The sequence below is a fragment of the Mesorhizobium sp. M8A.F.Ca.ET.165.01.1.1 genome (genome assembly GCF_004792065.1).
Lineage (GTDB): Bacteria > Pseudomonadota > Alphaproteobacteria > Rhizobiales > Rhizobiaceae > Mesorhizobium.
The window spans coordinates 331,175-352,478 of record NZ_SRTH01000002.1; the positions used below are offsets into that span (position 1 = coordinate 331,175).

Genomic DNA, 21,304 nt, shown 5'->3' on the forward strand with positions numbered 1-21,304 from the left:
GAAATTCGTCGATATTTGTTTGACTGACTTTTGTTATCCGCGCTTTCGAGCGCGCCTTTGACGAACTTCCCACATCAAAAATCGAGACAAACGACGTTGTGCATCCGCATGACGGCGAACGAATATTTGCCATGGAAAGGGTTCGTCATGAGCACCGGCACAGTTAAGTGGTTCAACGCCACCAAAGGTTTTGGTTTTATTCAGCCTGACGACGGCTCCGCCGACGTTTTTGTCCACATCTCGGCCGTGGAACGCGCCGGCATGCGCGACATCGTCGAGGGCCAGAAGCTCGGCTACGAGATGGTCCGCGACAACAAGTCGGGCAAGATGTCCGCCGACCAGTTGAAGGCGGCGTGAAGTAAGAATTCAGCCGTCCCGGTGACCACGGATGTACTGGCACTGGTGAACGGCGAATTCGGGCGCATTGCCACGGGAAACCTGAGTTTCCAAGGTTTGTGCTGCCCATCAGGAGCCAGCTTGTGCATCCAGTTGGATGCGCGGCGGCTCCCAGGGAAGGTCAGGCGGTGCCTGGCCTTTTTCATTTTACGCTTGTTGCCGCCGAAAATGCGCTGCGCATTGGGCTGAACGTGCTAAGGGACGCTGCAGCATTCTGAATCCGCTGCAGCATCGCTTTGTACTGGTCCCGACCGAAGACCCGGTCTCGCCCTATCGGTACCAGGCTCCTGACAGGAGAAAGATCTTGACCGCCCATTCGAAGCCAGCCGTCGACCCGGCCGTGTCGCTTTTCAGCAAGACGCAAACCCAGTCGATGTCGCTCAACCGCATCATTTCCGAACGGGATGCCGTCAGCGAAGCACGGGAAGCCAAGACCGCGCGCCTGCGCGAACTGCGGCTGGAGAAGGAGGCCGACGAGATGGCGGCCGCCGCCGCGCTCGCGGCGCTGCCGAAACGAGCCGGAAAACGCTGATGGCCACCAAGCGCGTACCGCCAACGCCGATCGCGGCCGATGCGACCATTGCCGACATGGTCGAAACCCTGGACAAGCCGGTCGAATATGTCCGGCGCGTGCTGGAAAAACTCGAACGCTGCAAGCGCGCCCATGGCGATGCCCAGGTGCGCGTCGGCGTGCGCGGCCGCGCCGAAGCGCCGAACTACCTGATCGAATATGTCCGCGAGGACAAAAAGACCCAGGAGCGGGTGACCTACCAGGACGCCGCCTACAGCGGCAGCACGCATCGTGAGCTGGCGCCGCATCACATCGCGGAAGCGCGGAACTGGTCGCCCGAGGAGATGAACATCACGGCGGTTTCGGCCCTGATCGGCCGCTTGCGCAATCCGCGCGCACCGTCATCGCGTTTCGCCGACGAGGACTGACATGGCCATAAAATTCTCCGCCAAGGACCAGCCGTCAGCGCCGGCTTCCGCCGCAAAGCCGGCCAAGCCGGTTGCGGCGCCGAAGGCGGCCAAGGCCGACGAGGCAGCGACCGATCTGTTCAAGTCGCCGGTCGACGCACCGAAGGGCAAGACGGGCAAGAAGAAGTAGCGCCTTGCCTCGGGATGCCGATCGCAACCTTGCCGCTTCGGGGCCGTTTGCCGTGCTAGCCGCGAGCAGTGCGCCTTCGTCAGCTCCTGTCTTCGATTGCCAGAGCTGCGGCGCCTGCTGCTCCTATTCGGCCGAATGGCCGCGCTTTTCGACCGAGGACGATGCGCAGCTCGACCGGATCCCGGAAAAACATGTGGCCGCCGACCTGTCGGGCATGCGCTGCGACGGCGTGCGCTGTTCGGCCCTGTCCGGCGAAGTCGGCAAGTCGACCGCTTGCACCATCTATGAACTGCGACCGGATGTCTGCCGCGCCTGCATGCCTGGCGATGACGAGTGCCTGATGGCGCGCCGGGCGCTCGGATTTTCTACCTCTTAGCAGCGAATGACTGTCGCTTGTGCACGCCTGGCTTGCTGGCTAGGTTGCGTCAGGGCAGGGCGCCGGAGGAGATCATCGTGAGCATCGAATTTCTGTTGACGTCGCTGATCGTCGTGGCTTCGCCCGGCACCGGCGTTCTCTACACGCTGAGCGCCGGGCTTTCGCGCGGCGCCCGGGCCTCGATCATTGCCGCCTTCGGCTGCACGCTCGGCATCATTCCGCATATGGCGGCCGCCATCACCGGCCTTGCGGCGCTGCTGCACACCAGTGCTGTCGCCTTCGAAACCCTGAAATATCTCGGCGTCGCCTACCTGCTCTACATGGCCTGGAACACGCTGAAGGAGAAGGGCGGCCTGAGCGTCGAGGAAAATGTCGCGCCGCGTTCGGCCGGCAAGGTGATCGCCACCGGCATCCTCGTCAACGTGCTCAATCCGAAACTGTCGATCTTCTTCTTCGCCTTCCTGCCGCAATTCGTCAGCACCACCGAGCCCAATGCACTGTCGAAGATGCTGGAGCTCAGCTCGGTCTTCATGCTTTTGACCTTCGTGGTCTTCGTCGGCTACGGCATCTTCGCGGCCTCGATCCGCAGCCATGTCGTGTCGCGCCCGATGGTGCTGACCTGGATGCGCCGGACTTTTGCCGGCGCCTTCGTCATGCTCGGCGCCAAGCTGGCGCTGGCGGACAGGTGATCGACTAGGCTAGCCCTTGACGTAACCCATCGCCTCGATGATGCGCCCGTCCGCGACGCGCATCAGGTTGACGCCGCGCAGCGAACTGCCGTCGGCCATCAAATAGCGCCAGCGGATCGTGGCGCGGTCGCCCGCCACGAAAGTCTCCTCGAGGTCGAAGCGCGTGCCGGGCGCGGTGGCGATCGCCGACCACAGCTCGACGCAGGCCGCCTTGCCGGCGCGGCGTGCGCCGTCCGGCGCCGGCGTGGTGTTCTCGATCACGCAGTCCTGCGCCACCAATTCGTCGAGCGCCGAGGGGTCGTGGCGCTGGAAGACGTCATTATAGCGCCGCATGATTTCAGCCGTTTCGCCGGAGCGGTTGGCCATGGCGATGTCGATGATCAATTCCTGGGTCACTGGATTTTCTCCTTCCGTCCTTAGTGAGTTACGAGGTTCGCCTTCAGCGTGATCGCTGCGACACCGGCCAGAGCCCGCGAGACGAGGCATCCAGCCTTGGCCGACTGCGCGAGCCGCTCGAAGTCGGCTGCGGCAAGCCCGGCGACATTCGCCTCCGTCTCAAGCTCGATGCGGGTAATCGTCGGTCCGGCCGCGGTGGCGCCCAGATGCACCTTTGCGATCGTGTGGATATCGCTTGCGATATGACCTTCACGGCCAAGCACGGCGGTGAGCGCCATCGAAAAGCAGCCGGCATGGGCGGCCGCGATCAGTTCCTCCGGATTGGTGCCCGGACCGTTTTCGAAGCGGGACGGGAACGAGTAGGCGCCCTCGAAGGCGCCACTGCCCAGCCTGAGCCGGCCGGATCCCTCTTTGAGCGTGCCGTGCCATTCGGCCGATGCGCCGCGAACTGTCATTGCTTTCTCTCCTCTGGTTGATGAATGGGGGGCTCACGCGCCGTCGATGACGACCTTGCCGAACACATCGCCCTGCATGAAATGCCGATAAGCCTCGCGCGCTTCGGCGAACGGGAAGACCTTGTCGATGACGGGCTTCAAGCGATGCGCCGCGACGGCGGCAAGCATCGCCTCCAGGCCGCTGCGGCTGCCGACGAAGACGCGGCCGATGGTGACAAGACTGCGCTGGTAGACGGCGGCTGGGATCTCGACCGATCTGCCCTTCTGGTCTTGGACCGTCAGCAGCACGATGCGTCCATAGAGGGAGCTTGCGATCAGCGATTGCATAAAAGTCGCCGGCCCGCCGGTCTCGACAGTCAAATCGACGCCGCCCGTCGCCTCGCGCAGCTTCATGCCCCAATCCGGCGCCTCGGCCGTTGCGATGACGAGATCGGCGCCGAGCGCGCGCAACCTGTCGGACTTTTCGGCGCGGGAGGTGACGGCCGCCACGCGGCAGCCCATCAGCTTGGCAAACTGCAGTGCAAACAGCGCGACGCCGCCCGAGCCGATAACCAGCACCCATTGCCCGGGTTTTGGGGCGTCCGCGCCCGTCAGCGCGCTCCAGGCCGTCAGCCCCGCGCAGGTGAATGTCGCGGCTTCATGCCAGTCGAGATGCTCAGGCAGCCGCACCGCCCATTGCTCGTCGAGCACGGCGTATTCACCGAGCATGCCGTCCAGCGTGCAGCCGAGCTGGTCGATCAGCCCGGCGTTGATGCGGCCGTCGATCCAGCGGGCGAAATAGCTGCCGGTTACACGGTCGCCGACGGCAAAGCGGGTGACGGCATCGCCGATGGCCACCACTTCGCCGGCGCCATCGCTCAGCGGCACGATGCCGGCTCGCGGCGTCAGCGGATAGGTGCCGTTGAGGATCATCGTGTCGCGGCGATTGAGCGAGGTAGCACGTACCCGCACGAGGATCTGACGCGGACCCGGCTGGAGGACCGCTTCCTCGCGCATCGCCAGCCTGTCGAGGCCGCCGTCCTGTCCTTCCAGCCGATAGTTTTGCATCGTCGCCTCTCAAATATGTAGACCGATTTACATATTATGTAGACCGATTGTCATATTCGGGGCAAGCCCTATAATGCGCGCTCCTGACAGAGGTTGACATGGCGACGGACACACGCACGCGGATGATCGAGGCGACGGCACTGCTTTTGCGGCGGCGCGGCTATCACGGCACTTCGCTCAACGATATTTTGACTGCCAGCGGCGCACCGCGCGGCTCGCTCTATTTCCATTTCCCGGGCGGCAAGGACCAACTGGTTATCGAGGTGACTCGCGCCAGCGTGGCCGACGTGACCGAGCGGCTGGGCGCCCAACTAACAGCGGAAAGCGATCCGGCGGTTGCTGTCCACCACATTTACCAGTCTGTCGCCCGCATGCTGGAGGACAACGAGTTTTCGCTTGGCTGTCCGATCGCGCCTGTCGTGCTCGATGCGCCGAACGATGTGCCCGACCTCGAAGAGATCTGCCGTTCCGCTTTCGAGCAGTGGATCGGCCTGCTGCGGCAGGCGTTCGTCAGAGCAGGGGTGGTCGAGCGTCGTGCCCAGGCGCTGGCGCTGCTGGTCGAGTCTTCGCTGGAAGGCTTGATGGTGATTGCCCGCGCCACCCGCGATCGTTCATCGCTCAACGCCGTGGCCGATGAGGTGGCTGCACTCATCGAGCAGGCCGTGCTCGCCGGCAAGGTGGCGCAGCAGGCCGAGAGCGCTGCTTAAGAAAGGCAGGTGCCGGCCGAGTTAACTGCCAAAACGAAAAAGGGCGGCATTTCTGCCGCCCTTTCCGTATGCATAAAGCCAAGTTGGCTGGATTGAAGTCCATGCCGCCACTCAAGCCCGCTAGCGGGCTTGAGCAACTTGGATTCATGGGCGTGCTTTATGGACTTCTTAGAAGTCCATGCCGCCACTCAAGCCCGCTAGCGGGCTTGAGCAACTTGGATTCATGGGCGTGCTTTATGGACTTCTTAGAAGTCCATGCCGCCACTCAAGCCCGCTAGCGGGCTTGAGCAACTTGGATTCATGGGCGTGCTTTATGGACTTCTTAGAAGTCCATGCCGCCACTCAAGCCCGCTAGCGGGCTTGAGCAACTTGGATTCATGGGCGTGCTTTATGGACTTCTTAGAAGTCCATGCCGCCCATGCCGCCCATGCCGCCGCCGCCCATGCCGCCAGGCATGCCGCCGCCAGCCGAGTCCTTCTTCGGAGCTTCGGCGATCATGGCTTCGGTGGTGACGAGCAGGCCGGCGACCGAGGCCGCGTCCTGGAGAGCCGTGCGCACGACCTTGACCGGATCGACGATACCCATGGTGATCATGTCGCCATATTCGCCGGTCTGGGCGTTGTAGCCGAAGGTCGCGCCCTTGTTCTCGAGGATCTTGCCGGCAACGATCGAAGCTTCCGCACCAGCGTTCGACGCGATCTGACGGGCCGGAGCCTGCAGCGCACGACGCACGATGTTGATGCCAGCGGCCTGATCGGCGTTGGCGCCGGCCGACTTGATGTTGGCCGAAGCGCGCAGCAGGGCAACGCCACCGCCAGCAACGATGCCTTCTTCCACGGCCGCGCGGGTCGCGTTGAGGGCGTCATCGACGCGGTCCTTCTTTTCCTTGACTTCGACTTCCGTCGCACCGCCGACGCGGATCACGGCAACGCCGCCGGCGAGCTTCGCCAGACGTTCCTGCAGCTTCTCCTTGTCGTAGTCCGAGGTGGTCTCTTCGATCTGCTGCTTGATCTGGGCGACGCGGCCCTGGATCTCGGCCTTCTTACCGGCGCCGTCGACGATGGTGGTGTTCTCCTTGGAGATCGACACCTTCTTGGCGCGGCCGAGCATGTTGAGGCCGACGTTCTCGAGCTTGATGCCGAGGTCTTCCGAGATGACCTGGCCACCGGTGAGGATGGCGATGTCTTCCAGCATGGCCTTGCGGCGATCACCGAAGCCCGGCGCCTTGACGGCGGCGATCTTCAGGCCACCACGCAGCTTGTTGACGACCAGCGTGGCCAAGGCCTCGCCCTCGACGTCTTCCGAGATGATGAGCAGCGGCTTCGAAGTCTGCACAACGGCTTCGAGGACCGGCAGCATGGCCTGCAGGTTGGAGAGCTTCTTCTCGTGCAGGAGGATGTAGACGTCCTCGAGTTCGGCGACCATCTTGTCGGCGTTGGTGACGAAGTAGGGCGAGAGGTAGCCGCGGTCGAACTGCATGCCTTCGACGACTTCCAGTTCGGTCTCGGCGGTCTTGGCTTCCTCGACCGTGATGACGCCTTCGTTGCCGACCTTCTGCATCGCTTCCGCGATCATCTTGCCGACCGACTCGTCGCCATTGGCCGAGATCGTGCCGACCTGGGCGACTTCCTCGGAGGTCTTGATCTTCTTGGCGGCCTTGCCGAGCGCAGCGACCACTTCGGTGACGGCGAGATCGATGCCGCGCTTCAGGTCCATCGGGTTCATGCCGGCGGCAACCGACTTGTGGCCTTCCTGGACGATCGACTGCGCCAGAACGGTCGCGGTCGTGGTGCCGTCGCCGGCGATGTCGTTGGTCTTCGAAGCAACTTCGCGGACCATCTGCGCGCCCATGTTCTCGAACTTGTCTTCAAGCTCGATTTCTTTGGCGACGGTGACGCCGTCCTTGGTGATGCGCGGGGCTCCGAACGACTTGTCGATGACGACGTTGCGGCCCTTGGGGCCGAGCGTGACCTTCACCGCGTCGGCGAGGATGTTGACGCCGCGCAGCATGCGCTCACGGGCGTCGCGGGAGAATTTTACGTCTTTGGCAGCCATGTTTTAGCTCCTGGCAGGGGCTCGGATAGAGCCCGAAAAATTCAAGTTGAGGGTGAGGCCGATAATCAGCCGATGATGCCCATGATGTCGGATTCCTTCATGATCAGAAGGTCTTCGCCATTGAGCTTGACTTCGGTGCCCGACCACTTGCCGAACAGGATGCGGTCGCCCGCCTTGACGTCCAGCGGGACCAGCTTGCCAGCTTCGTCGCGGGCGCCGGAGCCGACGGCGATGATCTCGCCTTCCTGCGGCTTTTCCTTCGCCGTATCCGGGATGATGATCCCGCCGGCGGTCTTGGATTCGGATTCGACCCGGCGAACGACCACGCGGTCATGAAGCGGGCGGAACTTCGACTTTGCCATTTTTTCTTCCTCGAATGAGAACGGTGAGAACAGTTCCTCCGTCCGGCGGTGCCGGACACGTGGTTAGCACTCACCAATGGCGAGTGCTAACGTGGCGCTGAAATAGGCCGCCGACCCGCGAGAGTCAAGGCGCGCGCAAGTGCTCGATCGCGCGAAATTTTGCTCTCGCTGCATCGTGGCGAAGAATGCGGCGGTTACCGGTCGCAAAAGCGAAGAATTTCATTAGGTCGTTCAGCCCCTCGGCGACCGCAGCACCAGAAGCGGGCATCGCTCGGCGAGCCCGTAGCTGCCGGTTGGAACAATGCGGACGTTACTGAAGAACGCTTCCGCCTCGCTGATGAGCGCCATGGGCGGCGCAAAACTGTAGATGGCCGGCGAGTTCCGATAGACATCGATAGTGGCGATGACCGGCAATTCCCAGCCCGTACGCGCGGAAAGCTCCTGGCGGTCAGGGAAGAGTGCATCGAACCTTTCCGCGATCGTCCTGACTGGAATCGCATGGTCGGTAGCGCGGCCTGTCGCGGTCATGGCGACGCGCCATTTGAGCTCGTGGAAAGTGGAGACACCGCCAGAAAGCGCAAGCGCCTGCACCGCTGCCGGATCGTCCGGTGTCTCGGGACCGGCGAAGAGACGCAGGCCCGCGCGGCCATCAGGGCGCAGCACGCGGGCGATTGCCGCGAACAGCGCTCGGCGCGCGGTTGAAAGCCCGAGCACCGACAGGCAGCCGTCGCCGATCACCGCATCGACGCTTGCATCGGAAACCGGCAGGTCGAGCCAGTCGCCTTTGACAGCCTTTCGCGACGCAGTGTCGCCTGGCCAGATTCCAGCGATCATGTCGGAGGATTCGTCGACGGCCATCATGGTCGCGCCGAGCCCGGCGAGTTCCGGAGTCACACCGAGCAGAACGACATGCGCCTCCGAAAGGTCGAGCTCGCGATGGTAGGTTTCCACCGCTTCCGTGGGGGGGCGCAGCGGCGGTCCGAGCAACTTCCAGTGCCCTCGAATGGCATTCCAATGATCAGTCATCCCTGGCCCCAAGCCGGCATTGTATTCAAATGCATAATCGAGGACGCTAATGAAACCAAGTGCGGGGGGCGCATGACACGCATCGCGGTTATTACACATGAGTTCGACAGGTTCGAACGCCGGCGCGGCCCGCTGTTGCGCCGCGACAGTCCCTACATGCTCTTTGATTTGCTGGAAGAACTGAAACGGCGCGGCCATTCCGTCCGCATACTCTCAGGAACGTCGGCGAAGCCGGAGGCCGATATAGCGGTGCTGCATGTCGATGCGACCGTGACGCCACCCGAATATGTCGAATACGCGCGCGCTTTTCCCTTCTGCCTGAACGTTGGGGCAGCCGACATCTCCAAGCGCCGTGTCAGCGGCGCCGTGATCGGCAGGGATGACGACTGGCCAGGGCCGGTCATCGTCAAGAGCAATCTCAACAATCTGGGAATGCGTGAGCAGTCGCTTAACCGGCGATCGCGACGTGCCGGAAAGCCGGAGCCATTTCCCGGCGTCGAGCTTATCGAGGGCTACCACGTCTGTACGTCCCTTTCGGATGTTGCGCCTGCGGTGTTCGACCGAAGGGATCTCGTCGTCGAAAAGTTCATTCCCGAGCCGGAACCGGACGGCTTTGGCGCCCGCTTCTGGACATTTTGCGGGGAGCGCGAGCGCTGCACCCGCCATGTTTCGCCACAAAGCCTGGTCAAAGGCGACGACACGATCCGTCGTGAGCCGGTTCCGGTTCCCGAGGAGCTGCGCGCGCTGAGGCGCGAACTTGGCTTTGACTATGGCAAGTTCGACTTTGTCATGCACGAGGGCAGGGCGGTGCTGCTTGACGCCAACAAGACACCCGGCGGCGCCCGCAATCTTTCTGCCTTTCTCGCCGCCGGCAATGCCAATCTTGCCGACGGCTTCGAAGGCCTCATCCGCGAGTTTACATAACCGGCGTCCTGACATTCATGTCGGCAGTCACCCTCTTATTCGGCGTGGCTTCACGACGATCATCAGGGCTTACAAGAACACCCGCAACTGGGTGTGGATGATCGACCGGTAATCCTCGATCGTGCGCCGGCCTTCTTCCTCATCTTGCGTCAGGGCCAGGCGCACGACGCCGCCGGCAAGCTGGAAGATGAGAAAGACCAGGCGTGCGAATGCCTCGCGCTGCTCCGCCTGAAGCATCGGACCGACATGGTCGCAGAATATCTTCGACTGATGCCTCGTCTCGGCGATGTCGAGATGTTGCAGTGCCTTATCGGCCTGGATGGCATTCTGCAGGTCCTGAATGGCCGGGTCAGCCGCGACACGGCTGTAGTAGTCGTTGAGCAGGCGGTCCGCGGCGCCGGTCACGTCGCCCAGCCCCTGGATTTCGGCGATGATCGCGCCGAAGCGCGCCCGGCTGACCTCCGAGAACCGCTCATAGAGCATCGCCAGGATCGCCGACTTGTTGGGAAAGTAGTGGTAGACGGTGGCGATCGGCCCGCCCGCCAGCATGCCGACCTCCTTCATGGTGACGGCGTCGATGCCCTTTTCGCCGATCAGCCGCATGGTGGTCGACAGGATGGCGTCGATGCGTTCGCGGCTGCGCTCCTGCTTGGGTCTGCGCCTGGGCTCGGTGGCCGTTCGACTTGCTTCCGTCATGCACCGATCTTTCGCACGGGTTCCCGAATTCCGGTTGACAAAAAATATGATCAAGTATCAGTTTCTTAAATGCTGACAGATTGTCAGCTTTTCTGCCGCGCGGCAAGGACGTTGGGAGGCGCCTTTGACTTCGACAAGCACCGGTCTTCAGGGCGATGGTGACTGGCTGGTCGGCAATCCGACCGGCGGCCAGCTTGCCTCGGCCTTGTGGATCGGGTCGGTCGGCCTGCTCATTTTAGGTCTGCAGCCCGTCCTGCTCGGCGCGCTCTATACCGAGGGCCATGTCAGCGGCGACGAGCTGGCACTGGTCGCCACCGCCGAGATGATCGCTATCGCGATCGGCTCGGCGATCGTTGCGATGCTGCTCTCCGCCGGCAAGATGCACTGGAAAAGCGCGGCCCTCCTGCTGCTCCTGGCGTTGGCCAATGTCTGGACGGCCTATACCGCCGGCGCCAACACGCTGATGGCGGCGCGCGCTCTGGCCGGCCTTGCCGAAGGTGGCCTTGTCGCTGTCGCCACCGAACTGATCGCCCGTTCGCGGCGCGCCGAACGCATCGGCGGTTTTTTCGTCACCATGCAGACGCTGGCGCAATGCGCTCTTGCCTTGCTGCTGGCGCTCTATGTCATCCCCGCCGCCGGATCGGCGGGCGGCTTCCTCGTTCTCGCGGTCGTCTGTGTCGTGTCGTTGGTAATCGCCTTCGCGGTCCCCGCCGACTATGCCGACCTGCCGAAGGACGAGAACCTCGCCAATGTGCTGACGGGTCCCTCGATCACCGCGCTGTTGTCGGTCTTCTGCTACTTCATGTTCTTCGGCGCGGTCTGGGCGTTTTTGGAACCTCTCGGCGCCCAATTCGGCATCGATGGCCGCACCGTCGGGCTGATCGTCTCGGCCAGCCTCGCGGCGCAGGTGCTGGGCGCGATGACGGCGACCGTGTTCGAGGCGCGCATCGACTATCGCCTTGCCATCGCGGCGATCGGCATCGTCGCGCTTGCCGCCTCCCTCGTGCTTGCCAGCGGACCTGGCCTTACGACATTCTGGGTCGCCGCCCTGGTCATGGGTTTCATCCTGCTGTTCATCGTGCCCTACCAGATCCGGCTGGCGATCACCGCCGACGAGACGCGCACCGCCGTGCTGCTGGTACCGGCCGCCCAGCTTTTCGGACTGGCGATCGGGCCGGTCGCGGCGTCGCTGCTCATCGACGGCAAGGATTTTCGCCCGGTTCCGGCATTCGCCGCCGCGAGCGCCGTCGCCAGCGTGGCGCTGCTCGGCCTGTTTGTCCTCGTGGCGCGGCGTCGCCGGGCTATTGCGTGAGCGGCATGTCGAGCAGCTGGAGCAACTGGTCGGGCTTCGTCACCGCCGAGCCGCGGCTGCTTGCCAGCCCGGCCGATGCCGGCGAGCTCGGCGATCTCATTCGCACCGCGCCCGGTCCGGTCCGCGTCGTCGGCGCCGGTCACTCCTTCACGCCGCTGGTGAAGTCGCAAGGCACCATCCTGTCGCTGGAGAAGCTGGAAGGGCTGGTCTCGCATGACGCGAAAAAACATCAGGCGCGCGTGCGGGCAGGGACGCGGCTTGGTCCGCTCATGCACATCCTGCAAGGCATCGGCCAGGGCCTGCCCAACATGGGCGACATCGACCGCCAGGCGATAGGCGGAGCGCTGGGCACGGCTACTCACGGCTCGGGGCCGACGCTCGGTGCCTATCACACGCAGCTGGAAACGGTGCAGATCGTCGATGGGCTTGGCAAAGTCCGCGAGTTCAAGCGGGAAGGGGATCAGGAGACGATCCATGCCATCGGCGTCACGCTCGGTGCCTTCGGCGTCTTGAGCGAAGTGACGCTGAACAACATCGCGACCTACCGGCTGCGCCGCCGCAAATGGGTGCTGCCGATCGGCGACATGCTGCGCGATTTCGAAACGATGATGGCCGCGCATCGCTCGGCCGAATTCTACTACATTCCATTTTCCGGTTACGCGCAGTTCATCGCCAGCGACTTCAGCGCCGGGGCCACGACGACGCGCCCGACCGACGATGATGAGGGCTCGTTGCGCACGCTGCGCCGCTTGCGCACCGGGCTTGCCTGGCTGCCGTCGCTGCGCCGCCGGCTGATCCTGGGCGCGGTCGCCAAGGTGCCGGCCGAGGATTATGTGCAGGACTGGCTCAACGTCTATGCCAGCGACCGGCAGACCAGGTTCAACGAAATGGAATATCATCTTCCCTTCGACGAGGGGCCGAAGGCGCTGGCCGAGATCATCGAACTGACCGAGAAGCATTTTCCGGAAGTCTATTTCCCGATGGAGGTGCGGTCGGTGGCATCGGACGAATTCTGGCTCTCGCCCTTCCACAAGAGGCTCACCTGTTCCATCGCCATCCACCACGACGCGGCGAACGATCCGTTGCCATTCATGCGCGCGGCCGAGCCGATCTTCCGCAGATATGGCGGCAGGCCGCACTGGGGCAAGATGCACAGCCTGAAAGCGGCCGACCTGAAAAAGCTCTATCCGCGTTGGGACGATGCGATTGCGGTGCGCCGCGACATCGACCCGCACAACCGTTTCGTCTCGCCCTATATCGCCGATCTCTTCGGCATCGACCAATGAAAGCCTATTTCGCCTCGCTTTCGGATGCGCTGAAGCAGGCGGGCATCTTCCAACCCTGCCTGTTGCTCGACCGCGACCGGCTGGACAGCAACATCGCCCTGGTGAAGCAAAGGCTCGATCCCCGCCTCGCCGTGCGGCTGGTCGACAAGTCGATCGCTTGCCTGCCGTTGCTTGCCCATATCGGCAAGGCGCTTGGTACCCACCGCTTCATGACCTTCCACCCGCCGATCAGCGAGGCGGTGCTGAGCGCGTTTCCGGATGCGGACCTCCTCTACGGCAAGCCGATGCCGGTCGGCGCGGCAAGGGCGGCGCTTTCCAAGGGGAACGCAGCCGGGTCGAGGGTATGCTGGCTGATCGATACACAGCAGAGGCTGACGGAATATGGCGCGCTCGCCGACGAACTCGGCGTCGAGCTGCGCATTGCTTTCGAAATCGATGTCGGACTGCATCGCGGCGGCTTCGCCGAACCGGAAGCCCTCTCGCAGGCGTTGAAGGCGCTGCCGGCCCACAAACGGCTGCGCTGCGAAGGCGTCATGGCCTATGAAGCGCATGCGCCGCATATACCCGGCCTGTTCGGCGGGCCGGCGAGGGCATTGGCGCAAGCCTCGGAACGAGCCGCCGCTTTCGTGGCGCGCCTCGGCATGGACCAGCGCCATATCTCGAACATTGGCGGCAGCAAGACAGCGCTGCTTCATCATGGCGGCGCTGCCAATGAAGTGTCGATGGGCTCGGCCTTCGTGCTGCCCGGCGATTTCGACACGCCGGGCCTCGGTGGCTTTCAGCCGGCGGCCTTCATTGCGACGCCGATCCTGAAAGTGGTCGAGCCGATGCTGCCCGGCCCGCCGGCGGTTTCGCGTCTGCTCCAGGCGCTCGGCCGGTTTCCGCGCAAGGGTTGCTATCTCTATGGCGGCAAATGGATGGCCGAACCGGTGTTTCCCGAAGGCATGACGACGAACGACCTGCTTGGCCTGTCCTCCAACCAGCAATTCATGGGCCTGCCCGCCGAGGCCGTTGTCAGGCCCGGCGACCATGCGTTCCTGCGGCCGACGCAGAGCGAAGCCGTGCTGCAGCAGCTCGGACCGATCGCGGTGCTTTCCCGTGGCAGGATCGTCGACCGCTGGCCGGTGCTGCCGATGGGGTGACGTTTCGGCGTTCGCCATTGGCGCCTGCATTTGCGATGTCGTGATTCTAGGGGCTGCGCTCCTCTTCGCTCCTTCTCCTAGAATGACGAAGTTGTGAAGCGCCTCGTTGCAATGACTTTATTGACTAAGTCAACTAAATGATTGATCCTGTCCACGACAGGAGGACTGCCATGACGATCCACGACCACCCCGGCACGGAACGCATCGACGCAGTGCGCGCCTTCAACCGCTTCTACACCCGCCAGATCGGTGTGCTCGACGAAGGCTGGCTGAAAAGCACCTTTTCGCTTACCGAGGCGCGGGTGCTCTATGAGCTTGCCCATCGCGACGGGCTCGTCGCCAGCGACCTGGTGCGCGATCTCGGCCTCGACCCCGGCTATGTCAGCCGTTTGCTCAAAAAATTCGAAGAGCGCGGTCTGGTCGAGCGCGAAGCCACCGAAGCGGACGCGCGCCGCGCCTCGATCGCGCTGACGCCGGCGGGCAGGGAAGCCTTCGCGCCGCTCAACCAGGATTCGCACGACCAGGTGCGAGCGCTGCTCGATCGACTGGCGCCCGTCGACCAGGATCGGCTGGTCAAGGCCATGCGCATCGTTCAGGACCTGCTCGGCGACAGACCCGAACCCAGGGTGCCTTACATCCTGCGGCCGCTAGAGGTTGGCGACATCGGCTGGGTCACGCGCCGCCAGGGCATGCTCTACGCGCAGGACTATGGCTGGGACGAAACCTATGAGGCGCTGGTCGCTGAGATCCTCGGCGAGTTCGTGAAGAAATTCGATCCGAAATGGGAGCGCGGCTGGATCGCCGAGCGGGAAGGCGAGGTCGTCGGCTCGGTCTTCGTCGTGCGCAAGTCGGATCAGGTGGCCAAGCTGCGGCTGCTCTATGTCGAACCTTCGGCGCGGGGCCTGGGCATCGGCAAACGGCTGGTCGAGGAATGCATCGGCTTTGCCCGCGCCAGGGGGTACAAGACGCTGACTTTGTGGACCAACGACATTCTGACCGCGGCCCGGCACATCTACCAGGCGGCCGGTTTCAAGCTGACCGAGGAAGAGCCTCACCATTCCTTCGGCAAGGATCTGGTTGGCCAGAACTGGGATCTGGAGCTGTAGCGGCGCCTCTATGCCTTGACCGGCACCCAGATCTCCAGCCCGCCATTGCCGGTGCGGGCATCGAATTCGGGCCCATAGCGCTCGAATTCCGGCGCGTCGGCGATTTCATGGCCGGAGGCCGGGAGCCAGCTGTTCCAGATCGTGTTGATCGTGCGCCGGATGGTCGAGATGTGCTCGCGATGCGTGAAAACGGCGTATTTCCGCGCCGGCACATGCACCCGGTAGAATTCCTTCGGCAGGTCGGAGAAGTCCGACACCTCGACGCCGACGACATAGTCGAAATTGCCGGCATCGTCGCCATTGAGGCAGACACCGTAGAAAACGCCTGGGACTTCGCCGGGGATGTTGCCGATATAAGGGCTGAAACGCTGCCACTGCATCGGAATGCCGGCGCTCGATTCGCAGCTGTAGCGCTCGCCGAAGCCGGCGATGAGGAAGGCTCGGCTGGTCTCGAAGCGCGGTGGTTCAAGGCTGGTGAGCAGGGAATGGTCCATCAGGATAGGCTCCACGAGATCGAGTGTCTTGGTCGAACCTTGCGCGCGCACCAGTTCCGGCGTGGTGCCGAACTGGTCGCGGAAGGCACGGGTGAAAGCCTCATGCGAGTTGTAGCCGGCGTCGAGCGCGACGCACAGTATGTCGGGCGCGCCGCCGGCGAGCCTGCGCGCCGCCTCGGTCAGCCGGCGCGAGCGCATGTAACCCATGACGGAACGGCCGGTGGCGGCGCCGAAGGCGCGCGTCACATGAAAGCGCGACACGCCGCTGCTGTGGGCGACGTCGTCGAGCGTAACAGCCTCCGGCAGATGGCTTTCGACAAACCATAGCGCTTTCTCGGTCGGGTTCATGTGCTCCTCGCATGTGGCGTCTTCACTCTGGCGCCTCGTTGCCCGGCCAGTTTGATCGAAATTGCGCATGGCGCAAAATCGAAAACGGCAACGCTGACAGGCGTGGACGCAAAGTCCGTCCGCGCCCATGCCGACGGCAGGCTTGCTCGGGCCATGACGGCGGGCGCGGTGGCGCTCGTCGCTCTCGCGCTGCTGTCGATCGCTTATGGCTCGACGCTGATACCTCTGAGCGATGTCATTGCCGCCCTTGGCCGTGCCGTCGGACTGGACGAGCCTGAGATATCGGGCCCGGTCGGCAAGATCGTCGTCGACCTGCGGCTGCCGCGCACGATCCTGGCGATCTGTGTCGGCGGCGGGCTGGGCATCGTCGGCGCGCTTTTGCAGACGGTGACCCGTAACGATCTTGCCGACCCCTTCCTGTTCGGCCTGTCGTCGGGGGCCGCCGCCGGCGCGGTTTCCGTCATTACCGTGTTCGGCGACAGTTTCGGCATCTGGACCTTGCCCGTGGCTGCGTTCACTGGCGGCATCCTCGCCGCCTCCATAGTGCTTTTGCTGGTGGCGCGGGTGAGGGGGCAAGGTCCTGAGCGGCTGATCCTCGCCGGTCTTGCCGTTTCCTTCATGTTCACGGCCTTGACCAATTATCTGGTTTTTGCCGGTGACCAGCGCGCGGCTCATTCGGTCCTGTTCTGGACCATGGGCGGGCTCGGGCTGGCGCGCTGGGACAATGTATGGCTGGGGGCGGTGGGCGCCGGCACGATCGCGGCCTACGGGCTGTGGAGCCATCGCAGCCTGGACGCTTTCCTCGCCGGTGAGAGCGCCGCCGAGAGTCTAGGCGTGCCGGTGGCGCGCATGCGCAGGACGACTTTTCTCGTGGCCGCTTTCTCGACGGCAATCCTCGTCTCGGTCGCCGGCGTGATCGGCTTTGTCGGATTGATGATACCGCATCTGTCGCGGCCGCTGGCCGGTCCACTGCATCTGCGCCTGATCACAAGTTGTGCGCTGTTCGGGGCGGTGCTGCTGCTGGCAAGCGATCTCCTGGCCCGAACCTTGCTGCCGCCGCAGGAACTGCCGATCGGCATCATCACCAGCTCGCTCGGCGCGTTCTTCGTCGTCACCATGGTTGTCCGAAACCGCCTGTGAAGACGTGCCCTCCGAGCGTTGTTACGCACGGGTACACGTTCATCTGCCGCTAACCAGGATCGGATTGCAGGCCTGCCATGCGCATTTTGCCGGCTTTCATCGCGCTGTGGCATCTTGAATAGTAAGCACGCTTATTATATCTATCGCTCATGGTTTCAGATGGCATCGACAGATTGGGATTTTTGATCCACGACGTGCAGCGCCTGATGCGCAAGCGCTTTGAGGCGCGCGCCAGCGGGCTCGGCCTGTCTTCGGCGCAATGGCGGCTTCTGGTCCGCGTTGCCAAGGAGGCGGGCGTAGCACAGGCGCGGCTCGCCGAACTGCTCGAAATCGAGCCGATCAGCGTCTCACGCCTGGTAGACCGGATGGAGGAGGGCGGCTGGATCGAACGCCGCTCCGACGCGGCCGACCGGCGCGTGCGCATGATCTTCCCGACCGAGAAGGCGAACGCGGCCTATGCGGACGTCAAGAGCCTTGCTGGCGAGGTCTATGAGGAATCGCTCAGCGGCGTTTCGCCCGAAGATCGACGCGTCCTGATCCGGGCGCTGGATGTGATCGTACAGAATCTGACGGACGGCGAAGCATCGTCGCTCGAAAAGATCAAGAGTGCGGAAGGTGCGGCAGCATGAACGCGGTAGCCAAGGTCGAAGAAAACGCTCCCAAGGTGGAGATGGAAGCGCCTGCCCAGCCGGCCGCCGCTCCCGTCGCGGTCGCTCCTCCCGTGCAGCCGGCCCCGGCGCCGAAGAAGAAGCGCCGCATCGGCCGCTTCTTCCTGATGTTCGCCTTGCCGGCGGCATTGGTCATCGGCGGCGGCTATGTCTGGGTGACGGGCGGGCGCTACCAGGAAACGGAAAACGCCAATCTGCAGCAGGCCAAGGTGTCGATCGCCTCCGACACGGCCGGTCGTATCGTCCAGGTCGCCATATCGGACAATCAGACGGTGAAGAAGGGCGATCTCCTGTTCGCCATCGATCCCGAGCCTTACCGGATCGCGCTTGGGCAGGCCGACGCAGCGGTGGCTGCCGCGCGCCTCAATGTCGAGCAGCTGCGCGCCGCCTACAGCCAGGCGTTGGCGCAGGAAAAATCCGCCAGCAGCGAAGTTGCCTATGCGCAGTCGCAATATGACCGTGCCGCCGATCTTGCCCAGAAAGGGATCAATGCCAAGTCTTCGCTGGATGAGGCCAGGAATGATCTCGACAAGGCCAAGCAGCAGCTTGCCGTTGCCGATCAGGGCATCGTCAGCGCCAAGGCGGCACTTGGCGGCAATCCCGATATCGAGACGGACAAGCATCCGACCGTGATGTCGGCACTCGCCGCGCGCGACAAGGCTGCCTATGACCTGGCGCAGAGCACGGTAAGGGCGCCTGCCGATGGTCTTGTCTATCAAGCCGCATCCTTCAAGGTCGGCCAGTATGTCGGCTCCGGCACTCCGTTGTTTGCGCTGGTCGAGACCGGTGACACCTGGATCGACGCCAATTTCAAGGAAACCCAGCTCACCAACATGAAGCCGGGTCAGAAGGCGGAGATCGTGGTCGATACCTATCCGGGCAGGACCTTCGAGGCGACCGTCAAGGCTATCGGTGCCGGCACCGGCGCGGACTTCTCGCTGCTGCCGGCCCAGAACGCCACGGGCAACTGGGTCAAGGTCACCCAGCGCATCCCGGTCCGCCTGGAACTGACCGATCCCGACGCCAGGATGGCGCTGCGCACCGGCATGAGTGCTTCGGTTACCGTCGACACCGGCATAGCGCGCGGCTGGCCGTCGATCTTCGGCCACGCCACGGCCGGCGAGCCCGCGCGGTAAGACAGCGGAAGCCCGCAGGGACCGGGCGGGTCGAAGCGAGTTTGCAGGATTGGTCTGATGGAGGGGTGGGAAGGATCAGTGTTTGGGCGAGCCGCATGGCAGCTGTCCAAAGGTCTGAAATCTTCGACACGGTCCCGTCGGTCCTCAAGTTTCCGGGCGGCAGCGTCCGCTCAGCTGGAGACATTCGGTCGATGTAACCCCCACATCGACAATCGCGTCCCACCGCGATGAAGGTCTCTCGACGGAAGGCTTCGCCGCCCGGAAACCCGTTGTACACGTTTCTGTTACTGTCTGGAAGTTCTTCGCCATGAGCACGCCTGAACCGTTCAAAGAAGTGCCACATCGTGGCCTGATCACGGTGGCGCTCATGCTGGCGACGGTCATGCAGGCGCTCGACACCACGATCGCCAACGTCGCGCTCCCGACCATGACCGGCGATCTCGGCGCTTCGCCCGACAACATCAACTGGGTGCTGACCTCCTACATCGTCGCCGCCGCCATCATGACGCCGGTCACCGGCTGGCTCGCCGATCGCTTTGGCCGCAAGGAGCTGTTCCTGGCGGCGGTGGTCGGCTTCACCATCTTCTCGATGTTGTGCGGCCTGGCGTGGAGCCTGGAAACCATCGTGCTTTTCCGGCTGATGCAAGGTGTGTTCGGCGCCGCGATCGTGCCGCTGTCGCAGACCTTCCTGCTCGACATCAACCCCAAGGAGCGCCACGGCCAGGCGATGGCGATATGGGGCGCCGGCATCATGCTGGGCCCGATCCTCGGCCCCACCCTCGGCGGCTGGCTGACCGAGAATTTCAACTGGCGCTGGGTGTTCTTCATCAACCTGCCGGTCGGCATCCTCGCCTTCCTTGGCATGGCCGCCTATCTGCCGGCTGTTGCCCGGCGGGTGCGCAGCTTCGATTTCTTCGGCTTTGCCATGATATCGCTCGGCGTCGGCGCGTTGCAGCTGATGCTCGATCGCGGTGGCGAGGTCGACTGGTTTTCCTCGGTCGAGATCTGGATCGAGCTTGGTCTTTCGATCACCGGTTTCTGGGTGTTCATCATTCACACGGTGACATCGGAACATCCCTTCATCGATCCGAAGATTTTCCTCGACCGCAATTTTGTCACCGGGCTGGCGTTCATCTTCGTCATGGGCGTGCTGATCCTGGCCTCTATGTCGCTGCTGCCGCCAATGCTGTCGACCATCTTCGGTTATCCGACCGTCACCATCGGCATCGTCATCGGGCCGCGTGGCGTCGGCACGATGATTTCCATGCTTGTCGTCGGGCGCATCATGGGCAAGATCGATGCCCGAATTCTGGTCGTCATCGGCTTCCTCCTGACCGCGCAGTCGCTCTACACCATGGCCAGCTTCACCCCGCAGATGGACAACTGGCTGATTCTCAGCTCCGGCGTGATCCAGGGCCTGGGCATGGGAATGGTGTTCGTGCCGCTGTCGACGGTTGCCTTCGCCACGCTCGATGCCCGCTACCGCACCGATGCAACCTCGTTGTTCAGCCTGGTGCGTAATCTTGGCTCGTCGATCGGCGTCTCGGTCGTGACGGTGCTGCTGGTGCGCAACACGCAGATCAACCACGCCGAGCTTTCGGCCTTCATCAACCCGTTCAATCCCAATCTCTGGGCTGTCTCGCCGGCGGCCGCCGGCGGCGACCCGACGGCGCTGTCGCAGGTCGATCGCATGGTCAATCTCCAGGCGATGATGATCTCCTACGTCAACGACTTCAAAATACTGATGATGATGACGCTGGCCGCCATCCCGTTCGTGCTTCTGTTGCGCAAGCCGAAAACGGCACCGGCCGGCGGCGGCGCGCCTGCCGCCCATATGGACTGATGGAGCGGCCGCTCGCCAGGGGATGTCCGCCGGCGATATCTTTGCTACCTGCCGAGCACCAGCGACCAGTAGCGCAGGTTGGGGTCGCGGCCGTCGCGGACATAGGCAAGCCCGAAGCGGCTGAAGTCCGGATCGAGTATGTTGCGCCGGTGTCCCTGCGAATGCATCCAGATATCGAACAGCTTCTGTTGGTCGAAGCGGCCGGCCGCGATGTTCTCGGCCGCGGCACCGTGTACGCCGTTGTCCTTCATGCGCGAGGCGAAATCCTTGCCCCAGCCGGTGGTGTGGCTCATGTTTTCACGCTGCGCCATGTAGCCGGCCTGCTGGAGTGCTGCTTGCTCAAGCTGTGCGTCGGAAACAAGCGGCCCTAGCCCGGCGGTCGCGCGCAGGCTGGCCAGCGTGCCGGTTGCCGAGGAGGAGACCCCGGCGCCTTGCCCGGTCGGCAGCGAAACGGTGCCGCAGGCGGCCAGCCCGAGCAAGGCCGCGAGGCCGGCCGTCTTGAGCCAGGTGCGCCTATTCAGGTTTGCGGTCGGGTCGCTTTCGAGTCTTGAAATGGTCATGCCTGCCTGAGATAGTCGCGATCGTGGCTTTT

At 63.6% G+C, this 21,304-nt stretch carries 25 protein-coding genes; 16 read left to right on the forward strand and 9 right to left on the reverse strand.

The genetic code is table 11. The features are described from left to right. Positions 1 to 147: 147 nt before the first annotated feature. The 6 genes from EN808_RS06190 to EN808_RS06215 all read left to right on the forward strand — a co-directional run bounded on the left by EN808_RS06190 (position 148) and on the right by EN808_RS06215 (position 2,569). Positions 148 to 357, forward strand: coding sequence for a cold-shock protein (locus tag EN808_RS06190; protein WP_010915421.1), 210 nt, complete (start codon positions 148 to 150; stop codon positions 355 to 357). A gap of 343 nt (positions 358 to 700) precedes the next feature. Then, positions 701 to 928 carry a hypothetical protein gene (locus EN808_RS06195; RefSeq protein ID WP_127280426.1) on the forward strand — a complete coding sequence of 76 codons (228 nt, stop codon included), beginning with the start codon at positions 701 to 703 and terminating at the stop codon, positions 926 to 928. Then, positions 928 to 1,335, forward strand: a complete 408-nt coding sequence (locus tag EN808_RS06200) for a hypothetical protein (RefSeq protein ID WP_056562978.1) — start codon at positions 928 to 930, stop codon at positions 1,333 to 1,335. Before EN808_RS06195 ends, EN808_RS06200 begins: the two co-directional genes overlap by 1 nt. A 1-nt stretch (position 1,336) precedes the next feature. Then, a complete protein-coding gene (locus tag EN808_RS06205; RefSeq protein ID WP_135883579.1) occupies positions 1,337 to 1,504 on the forward strand; it encodes a hypothetical protein in 168 nt (55 codons plus the stop codon). A 52-nt stretch (positions 1,505 to 1,556) separates the two neighbouring features. Then, on the forward strand, positions 1,557 to 1,880 hold the full coding sequence (locus tag EN808_RS06210) for a YkgJ family cysteine cluster protein (RefSeq protein ID WP_189524077.1): 324 nt from the start codon (positions 1,557 to 1,559) through the stop codon (positions 1,878 to 1,880). Positions 1,881 to 1,957: 77 nt separating this feature from the next. Next, positions 1,958 to 2,569 (forward strand): LysE family translocator, encoded by a 612-nt coding sequence (locus EN808_RS06215; protein WP_135863877.1) that lies wholly within the window; start codon positions 1,958 to 1,960, stop codon positions 2,567 to 2,569. A 9-nt stretch (positions 2,570 to 2,578) separates the two neighbouring features. Here EN808_RS06215 and EN808_RS06220 read toward each other — a convergent pair whose 3' ends face one another. From EN808_RS06220 to EN808_RS06230, 3 genes are read right to left on the reverse strand one after another with little or no spacing between them, the layout of a single operon-like run. Then, positions 2,579 to 2,965 carry a nuclear transport factor 2 family protein gene (locus tag EN808_RS06220; RefSeq protein WP_135883580.1) on the reverse strand — a complete coding sequence of 129 codons (387 nt, stop codon included), beginning with the start codon at positions 2,963 to 2,965 and terminating at the stop codon, positions 2,579 to 2,581. 20 nt (positions 2,966 to 2,985) lie between these two features. Then, complete coding sequence (locus tag EN808_RS06225; protein WP_135915379.1) at positions 2,986 to 3,420, reverse strand: OsmC family protein; 435 nt, start codon at positions 3,418 to 3,420, stop codon at positions 2,986 to 2,988. A 33-nt stretch (positions 3,421 to 3,453) separates the two neighbouring features. Then, positions 3,454 to 4,467 (reverse strand): NAD(P)-dependent alcohol dehydrogenase, encoded by a 1,014-nt coding sequence (locus EN808_RS06230; protein WP_135915380.1) that lies wholly within the window; start codon positions 4,465 to 4,467, stop codon positions 3,454 to 3,456. 98 nt (positions 4,468 to 4,565) lie between these two features. Between EN808_RS06230 and EN808_RS06235 the strand changes: the two genes are divergently transcribed. Continuing rightward, complete coding sequence (locus EN808_RS06235; protein ID WP_135915381.1) at positions 4,566 to 5,174, forward strand: TetR/AcrR family transcriptional regulator; 609 nt, start codon at positions 4,566 to 4,568, stop codon at positions 5,172 to 5,174. Between the two features lie 399 nt (positions 5,175 to 5,573). On the opposite strand, the gene groL is transcribed toward EN808_RS06235, so the two are convergent. The 3 genes from groL to EN808_RS06250 form a co-directional block, all read right to left on the reverse strand. Then, positions 5,574 to 7,229, reverse strand: coding sequence for a chaperonin GroEL (gene groL, locus EN808_RS06240; protein ID WP_135915382.1), 1,656 nt, complete (start codon positions 7,227 to 7,229; stop codon positions 5,574 to 5,576). Between the two features lie 65 nt (positions 7,230 to 7,294). Continuing rightward, positions 7,295 to 7,591 (reverse strand): co-chaperone GroES, encoded by a 297-nt coding sequence (gene groES, locus EN808_RS06245; RefSeq protein WP_006203049.1) that lies wholly within the window; start codon positions 7,589 to 7,591, stop codon positions 7,295 to 7,297. A 231-nt stretch (positions 7,592 to 7,822) separates the two neighbouring features. Continuing rightward, positions 7,823 to 8,815, reverse strand: coding sequence for a class I SAM-dependent methyltransferase (locus tag EN808_RS06250; RefSeq protein ID WP_245520710.1), 993 nt, complete (start codon positions 8,813 to 8,815; stop codon positions 7,823 to 7,825). Here EN808_RS06250 and EN808_RS06255 point away from each other — a divergent pair. After that, positions 8,774 to 9,541, forward strand: coding sequence for a hypothetical protein (locus tag EN808_RS06255; protein ID WP_245512025.1), 768 nt, complete (start codon positions 8,774 to 8,776; stop codon positions 9,539 to 9,541). The genes EN808_RS06250 and EN808_RS06255 overlap by 42 nt on opposite strands. A gap of 69 nt (positions 9,542 to 9,610) precedes the next feature. On the opposite strand, the gene EN808_RS06260 is transcribed toward EN808_RS06255, so the two are convergent. After that, positions 9,611 to 10,237, reverse strand: coding sequence for a TetR/AcrR family transcriptional regulator (locus tag EN808_RS06260; RefSeq protein WP_127280207.1), 627 nt, complete (start codon positions 10,235 to 10,237; stop codon positions 9,611 to 9,613). A gap of 124 nt (positions 10,238 to 10,361) precedes the next feature. Between EN808_RS06260 and EN808_RS06265 the strand changes: the two genes are divergently transcribed. The 4 genes from EN808_RS06265 to EN808_RS06280 all read left to right on the forward strand — a co-directional run bounded on the left by EN808_RS06265 (position 10,362) and on the right by EN808_RS06280 (position 15,083). Next, positions 10,362 to 11,549, forward strand: coding sequence for an MFS transporter (locus tag EN808_RS06265; RefSeq protein WP_135915383.1), 1,188 nt, complete (start codon positions 10,362 to 10,364; stop codon positions 11,547 to 11,549). 5 nt (positions 11,550 to 11,554) lie between these two features. After that, the gene (locus tag EN808_RS06270) at positions 11,555 to 12,835 is read left to right on the forward strand and encodes a D-arabinono-1,4-lactone oxidase (RefSeq protein ID WP_135915384.1); all 1,281 of its coding nucleotides are present in this window, start codon (positions 11,555 to 11,557) and stop codon (positions 12,833 to 12,835) included. Further along, positions 12,832 to 13,977: a DSD1 family PLP-dependent enzyme gene (locus EN808_RS06275; protein ID WP_135915385.1), complete on the forward strand. Its 1,146-nt coding sequence runs from the start codon at positions 12,832 to 12,834 to the stop codon at positions 13,975 to 13,977. Before EN808_RS06270 ends, EN808_RS06275 begins: the two co-directional genes overlap by 4 nt. A 170-nt stretch (positions 13,978 to 14,147) precedes the next feature. After that, positions 14,148 to 15,083, forward strand: coding sequence for a helix-turn-helix domain-containing GNAT family N-acetyltransferase (locus tag EN808_RS06280; RefSeq protein WP_135915386.1), 936 nt, complete (start codon positions 14,148 to 14,150; stop codon positions 15,081 to 15,083). Between the two features lie 8 nt (positions 15,084 to 15,091). Here the strand turns inward: EN808_RS06280 and EN808_RS06285 are convergent, their stop codons facing one another. After that, a complete protein-coding gene (locus tag EN808_RS06285) occupies positions 15,092 to 15,925 on the reverse strand; it encodes an AraC family transcriptional regulator (protein ID WP_135863895.1) in 834 nt (277 codons plus the stop codon). A 153-nt stretch (positions 15,926 to 16,078) separates the two neighbouring features. Here EN808_RS06285 and EN808_RS06290 point away from each other — a divergent pair, with 153 nt between their 5' ends. From EN808_RS06290 to EN808_RS06305, 4 genes are all read left to right on the forward strand, one after another. Further along, positions 16,079 to 17,065 (forward strand): iron ABC transporter permease, encoded by a 987-nt coding sequence (locus EN808_RS06290; protein ID WP_135915608.1) that lies wholly within the window; start codon positions 16,079 to 16,081, stop codon positions 17,063 to 17,065. Between the two features lie 149 nt (positions 17,066 to 17,214). Continuing rightward, the gene (locus EN808_RS06295; protein WP_127281245.1) at positions 17,215 to 17,694 is read left to right on the forward strand and encodes a MarR family transcriptional regulator; all 480 of its coding nucleotides are present in this window, start codon (positions 17,215 to 17,217) and stop codon (positions 17,692 to 17,694) included. After that, the gene (locus EN808_RS06300; RefSeq protein WP_127869701.1) at positions 17,691 to 18,869 is read left to right on the forward strand and encodes an HlyD family secretion protein; all 1,179 of its coding nucleotides are present in this window, start codon (positions 17,691 to 17,693) and stop codon (positions 18,867 to 18,869) included. Before EN808_RS06295 ends, EN808_RS06300 begins: the two co-directional genes overlap by 4 nt. A 307-nt stretch (positions 18,870 to 19,176) precedes the next feature. Beyond that, positions 19,177 to 20,712, forward strand: a complete 1,536-nt coding sequence (locus EN808_RS06305) for a DHA2 family efflux MFS transporter permease subunit (protein ID WP_127278892.1) — start codon at positions 19,177 to 19,179, stop codon at positions 20,710 to 20,712. A 44-nt stretch (positions 20,713 to 20,756) separates the two neighbouring features. Here EN808_RS06305 and EN808_RS06310 read toward each other — a convergent pair whose 3' ends face one another. Continuing rightward, positions 20,757 to 21,272, reverse strand: a complete 516-nt coding sequence (locus EN808_RS06310; RefSeq protein ID WP_135883590.1) for a CAP domain-containing protein — start codon at positions 21,270 to 21,272, stop codon at positions 20,757 to 20,759. Positions 21,273 to 21,304 lie beyond the last annotated feature (32 nt).

Bases quoted from the DNA above. Each gene is read 5' to 3' on its own strand.
- EN808_RS06190 (WP_010915421.1), top strand. From the start codon at position 148: ATGAGCACCGGCACAGTTAAGTGGTTCAACGCCACCAAAGGTTTTGGT.
- EN808_RS06200 (WP_056562978.1), top strand. From the start codon at position 928: ATGGCCACCAAGCGCGTACCGCCAACGCCGATCGCGGCCGATGCGACC.
- EN808_RS06205 (WP_135883579.1), top strand. From the start codon at position 1,337: ATGGCCATAAAATTCTCCGCCAAGGACCAGCCGTCAGCGCCGGCTTCC.
- EN808_RS06225 (WP_135915379.1), bottom strand. From the start codon at position 3,420: ATGACAGTTCGCGGCGCATCGGCCGAATGGCACGGCACGCTCAAAGAG.
- EN808_RS06230 (WP_135915380.1), bottom strand. From the start codon at position 4,467: ATGCAAAACTATCGGCTGGAAGGACAGGACGGCGGCCTCGACAGGCTG.
- EN808_RS06235 (WP_135915381.1), top strand. From the start codon at position 4,566: ATGGCGACGGACACACGCACGCGGATGATCGAGGCGACGGCACTGCTT.
- groL (WP_135915382.1), bottom strand. From the start codon at position 7,229: ATGGCTGCCAAAGACGTAAAATTCTCCCGCGACGCCCGTGAGCGCATG.
- groES (WP_006203049.1), bottom strand. From the start codon at position 7,591: ATGGCAAAGTCGAAGTTCCGCCCGCTTCATGACCGCGTGGTCGTTCGC.
- EN808_RS06255 (WP_245512025.1), top strand. From the start codon at position 8,774: ATGCTCTTTGATTTGCTGGAAGAACTGAAACGGCGCGGCCATTCCGTC.
- EN808_RS06250 (WP_245520710.1), bottom strand. From the start codon at position 8,815: ATGGCCGCGCCGTTTCAGTTCTTCCAGCAAATCAAAGAGCATGTAGGG.
- EN808_RS06260 (WP_127280207.1), bottom strand. From the start codon at position 10,237: ATGACGGAAGCAAGTCGAACGGCCACCGAGCCCAGGCGCAGACCCAAG.
- EN808_RS06270 (WP_135915384.1), top strand. From the start codon at position 11,555: ATGTCGAGCAGCTGGAGCAACTGGTCGGGCTTCGTCACCGCCGAGCCG.
- EN808_RS06275 (WP_135915385.1), top strand. From the start codon at position 12,832: ATGAAAGCCTATTTCGCCTCGCTTTCGGATGCGCTGAAGCAGGCGGGC.
- EN808_RS06280 (WP_135915386.1), top strand. From the start codon at position 14,148: ATGACGATCCACGACCACCCCGGCACGGAACGCATCGACGCAGTGCGC.
- EN808_RS06285 (WP_135863895.1), bottom strand. From the start codon at position 15,925: ATGAACCCGACCGAGAAAGCGCTATGGTTTGTCGAAAGCCATCTGCCG.
- EN808_RS06290 (WP_135915608.1), top strand. From the start codon at position 16,079: ATGACGGCGGGCGCGGTGGCGCTCGTCGCTCTCGCGCTGCTGTCGATC.
- EN808_RS06295 (WP_127281245.1), top strand. From the start codon at position 17,215: ATGGTTTCAGATGGCATCGACAGATTGGGATTTTTGATCCACGACGTG.
- EN808_RS06300 (WP_127869701.1), top strand. From the start codon at position 17,691: ATGAACGCGGTAGCCAAGGTCGAAGAAAACGCTCCCAAGGTGGAGATG.
- EN808_RS06305 (WP_127278892.1), top strand. From the start codon at position 19,177: ATGAGCACGCCTGAACCGTTCAAAGAAGTGCCACATCGTGGCCTGATC.
- EN808_RS06310 (WP_135883590.1), bottom strand. From the start codon at position 21,272: ATGACCATTTCAAGACTCGAAAGCGACCCGACCGCAAACCTGAATAGG.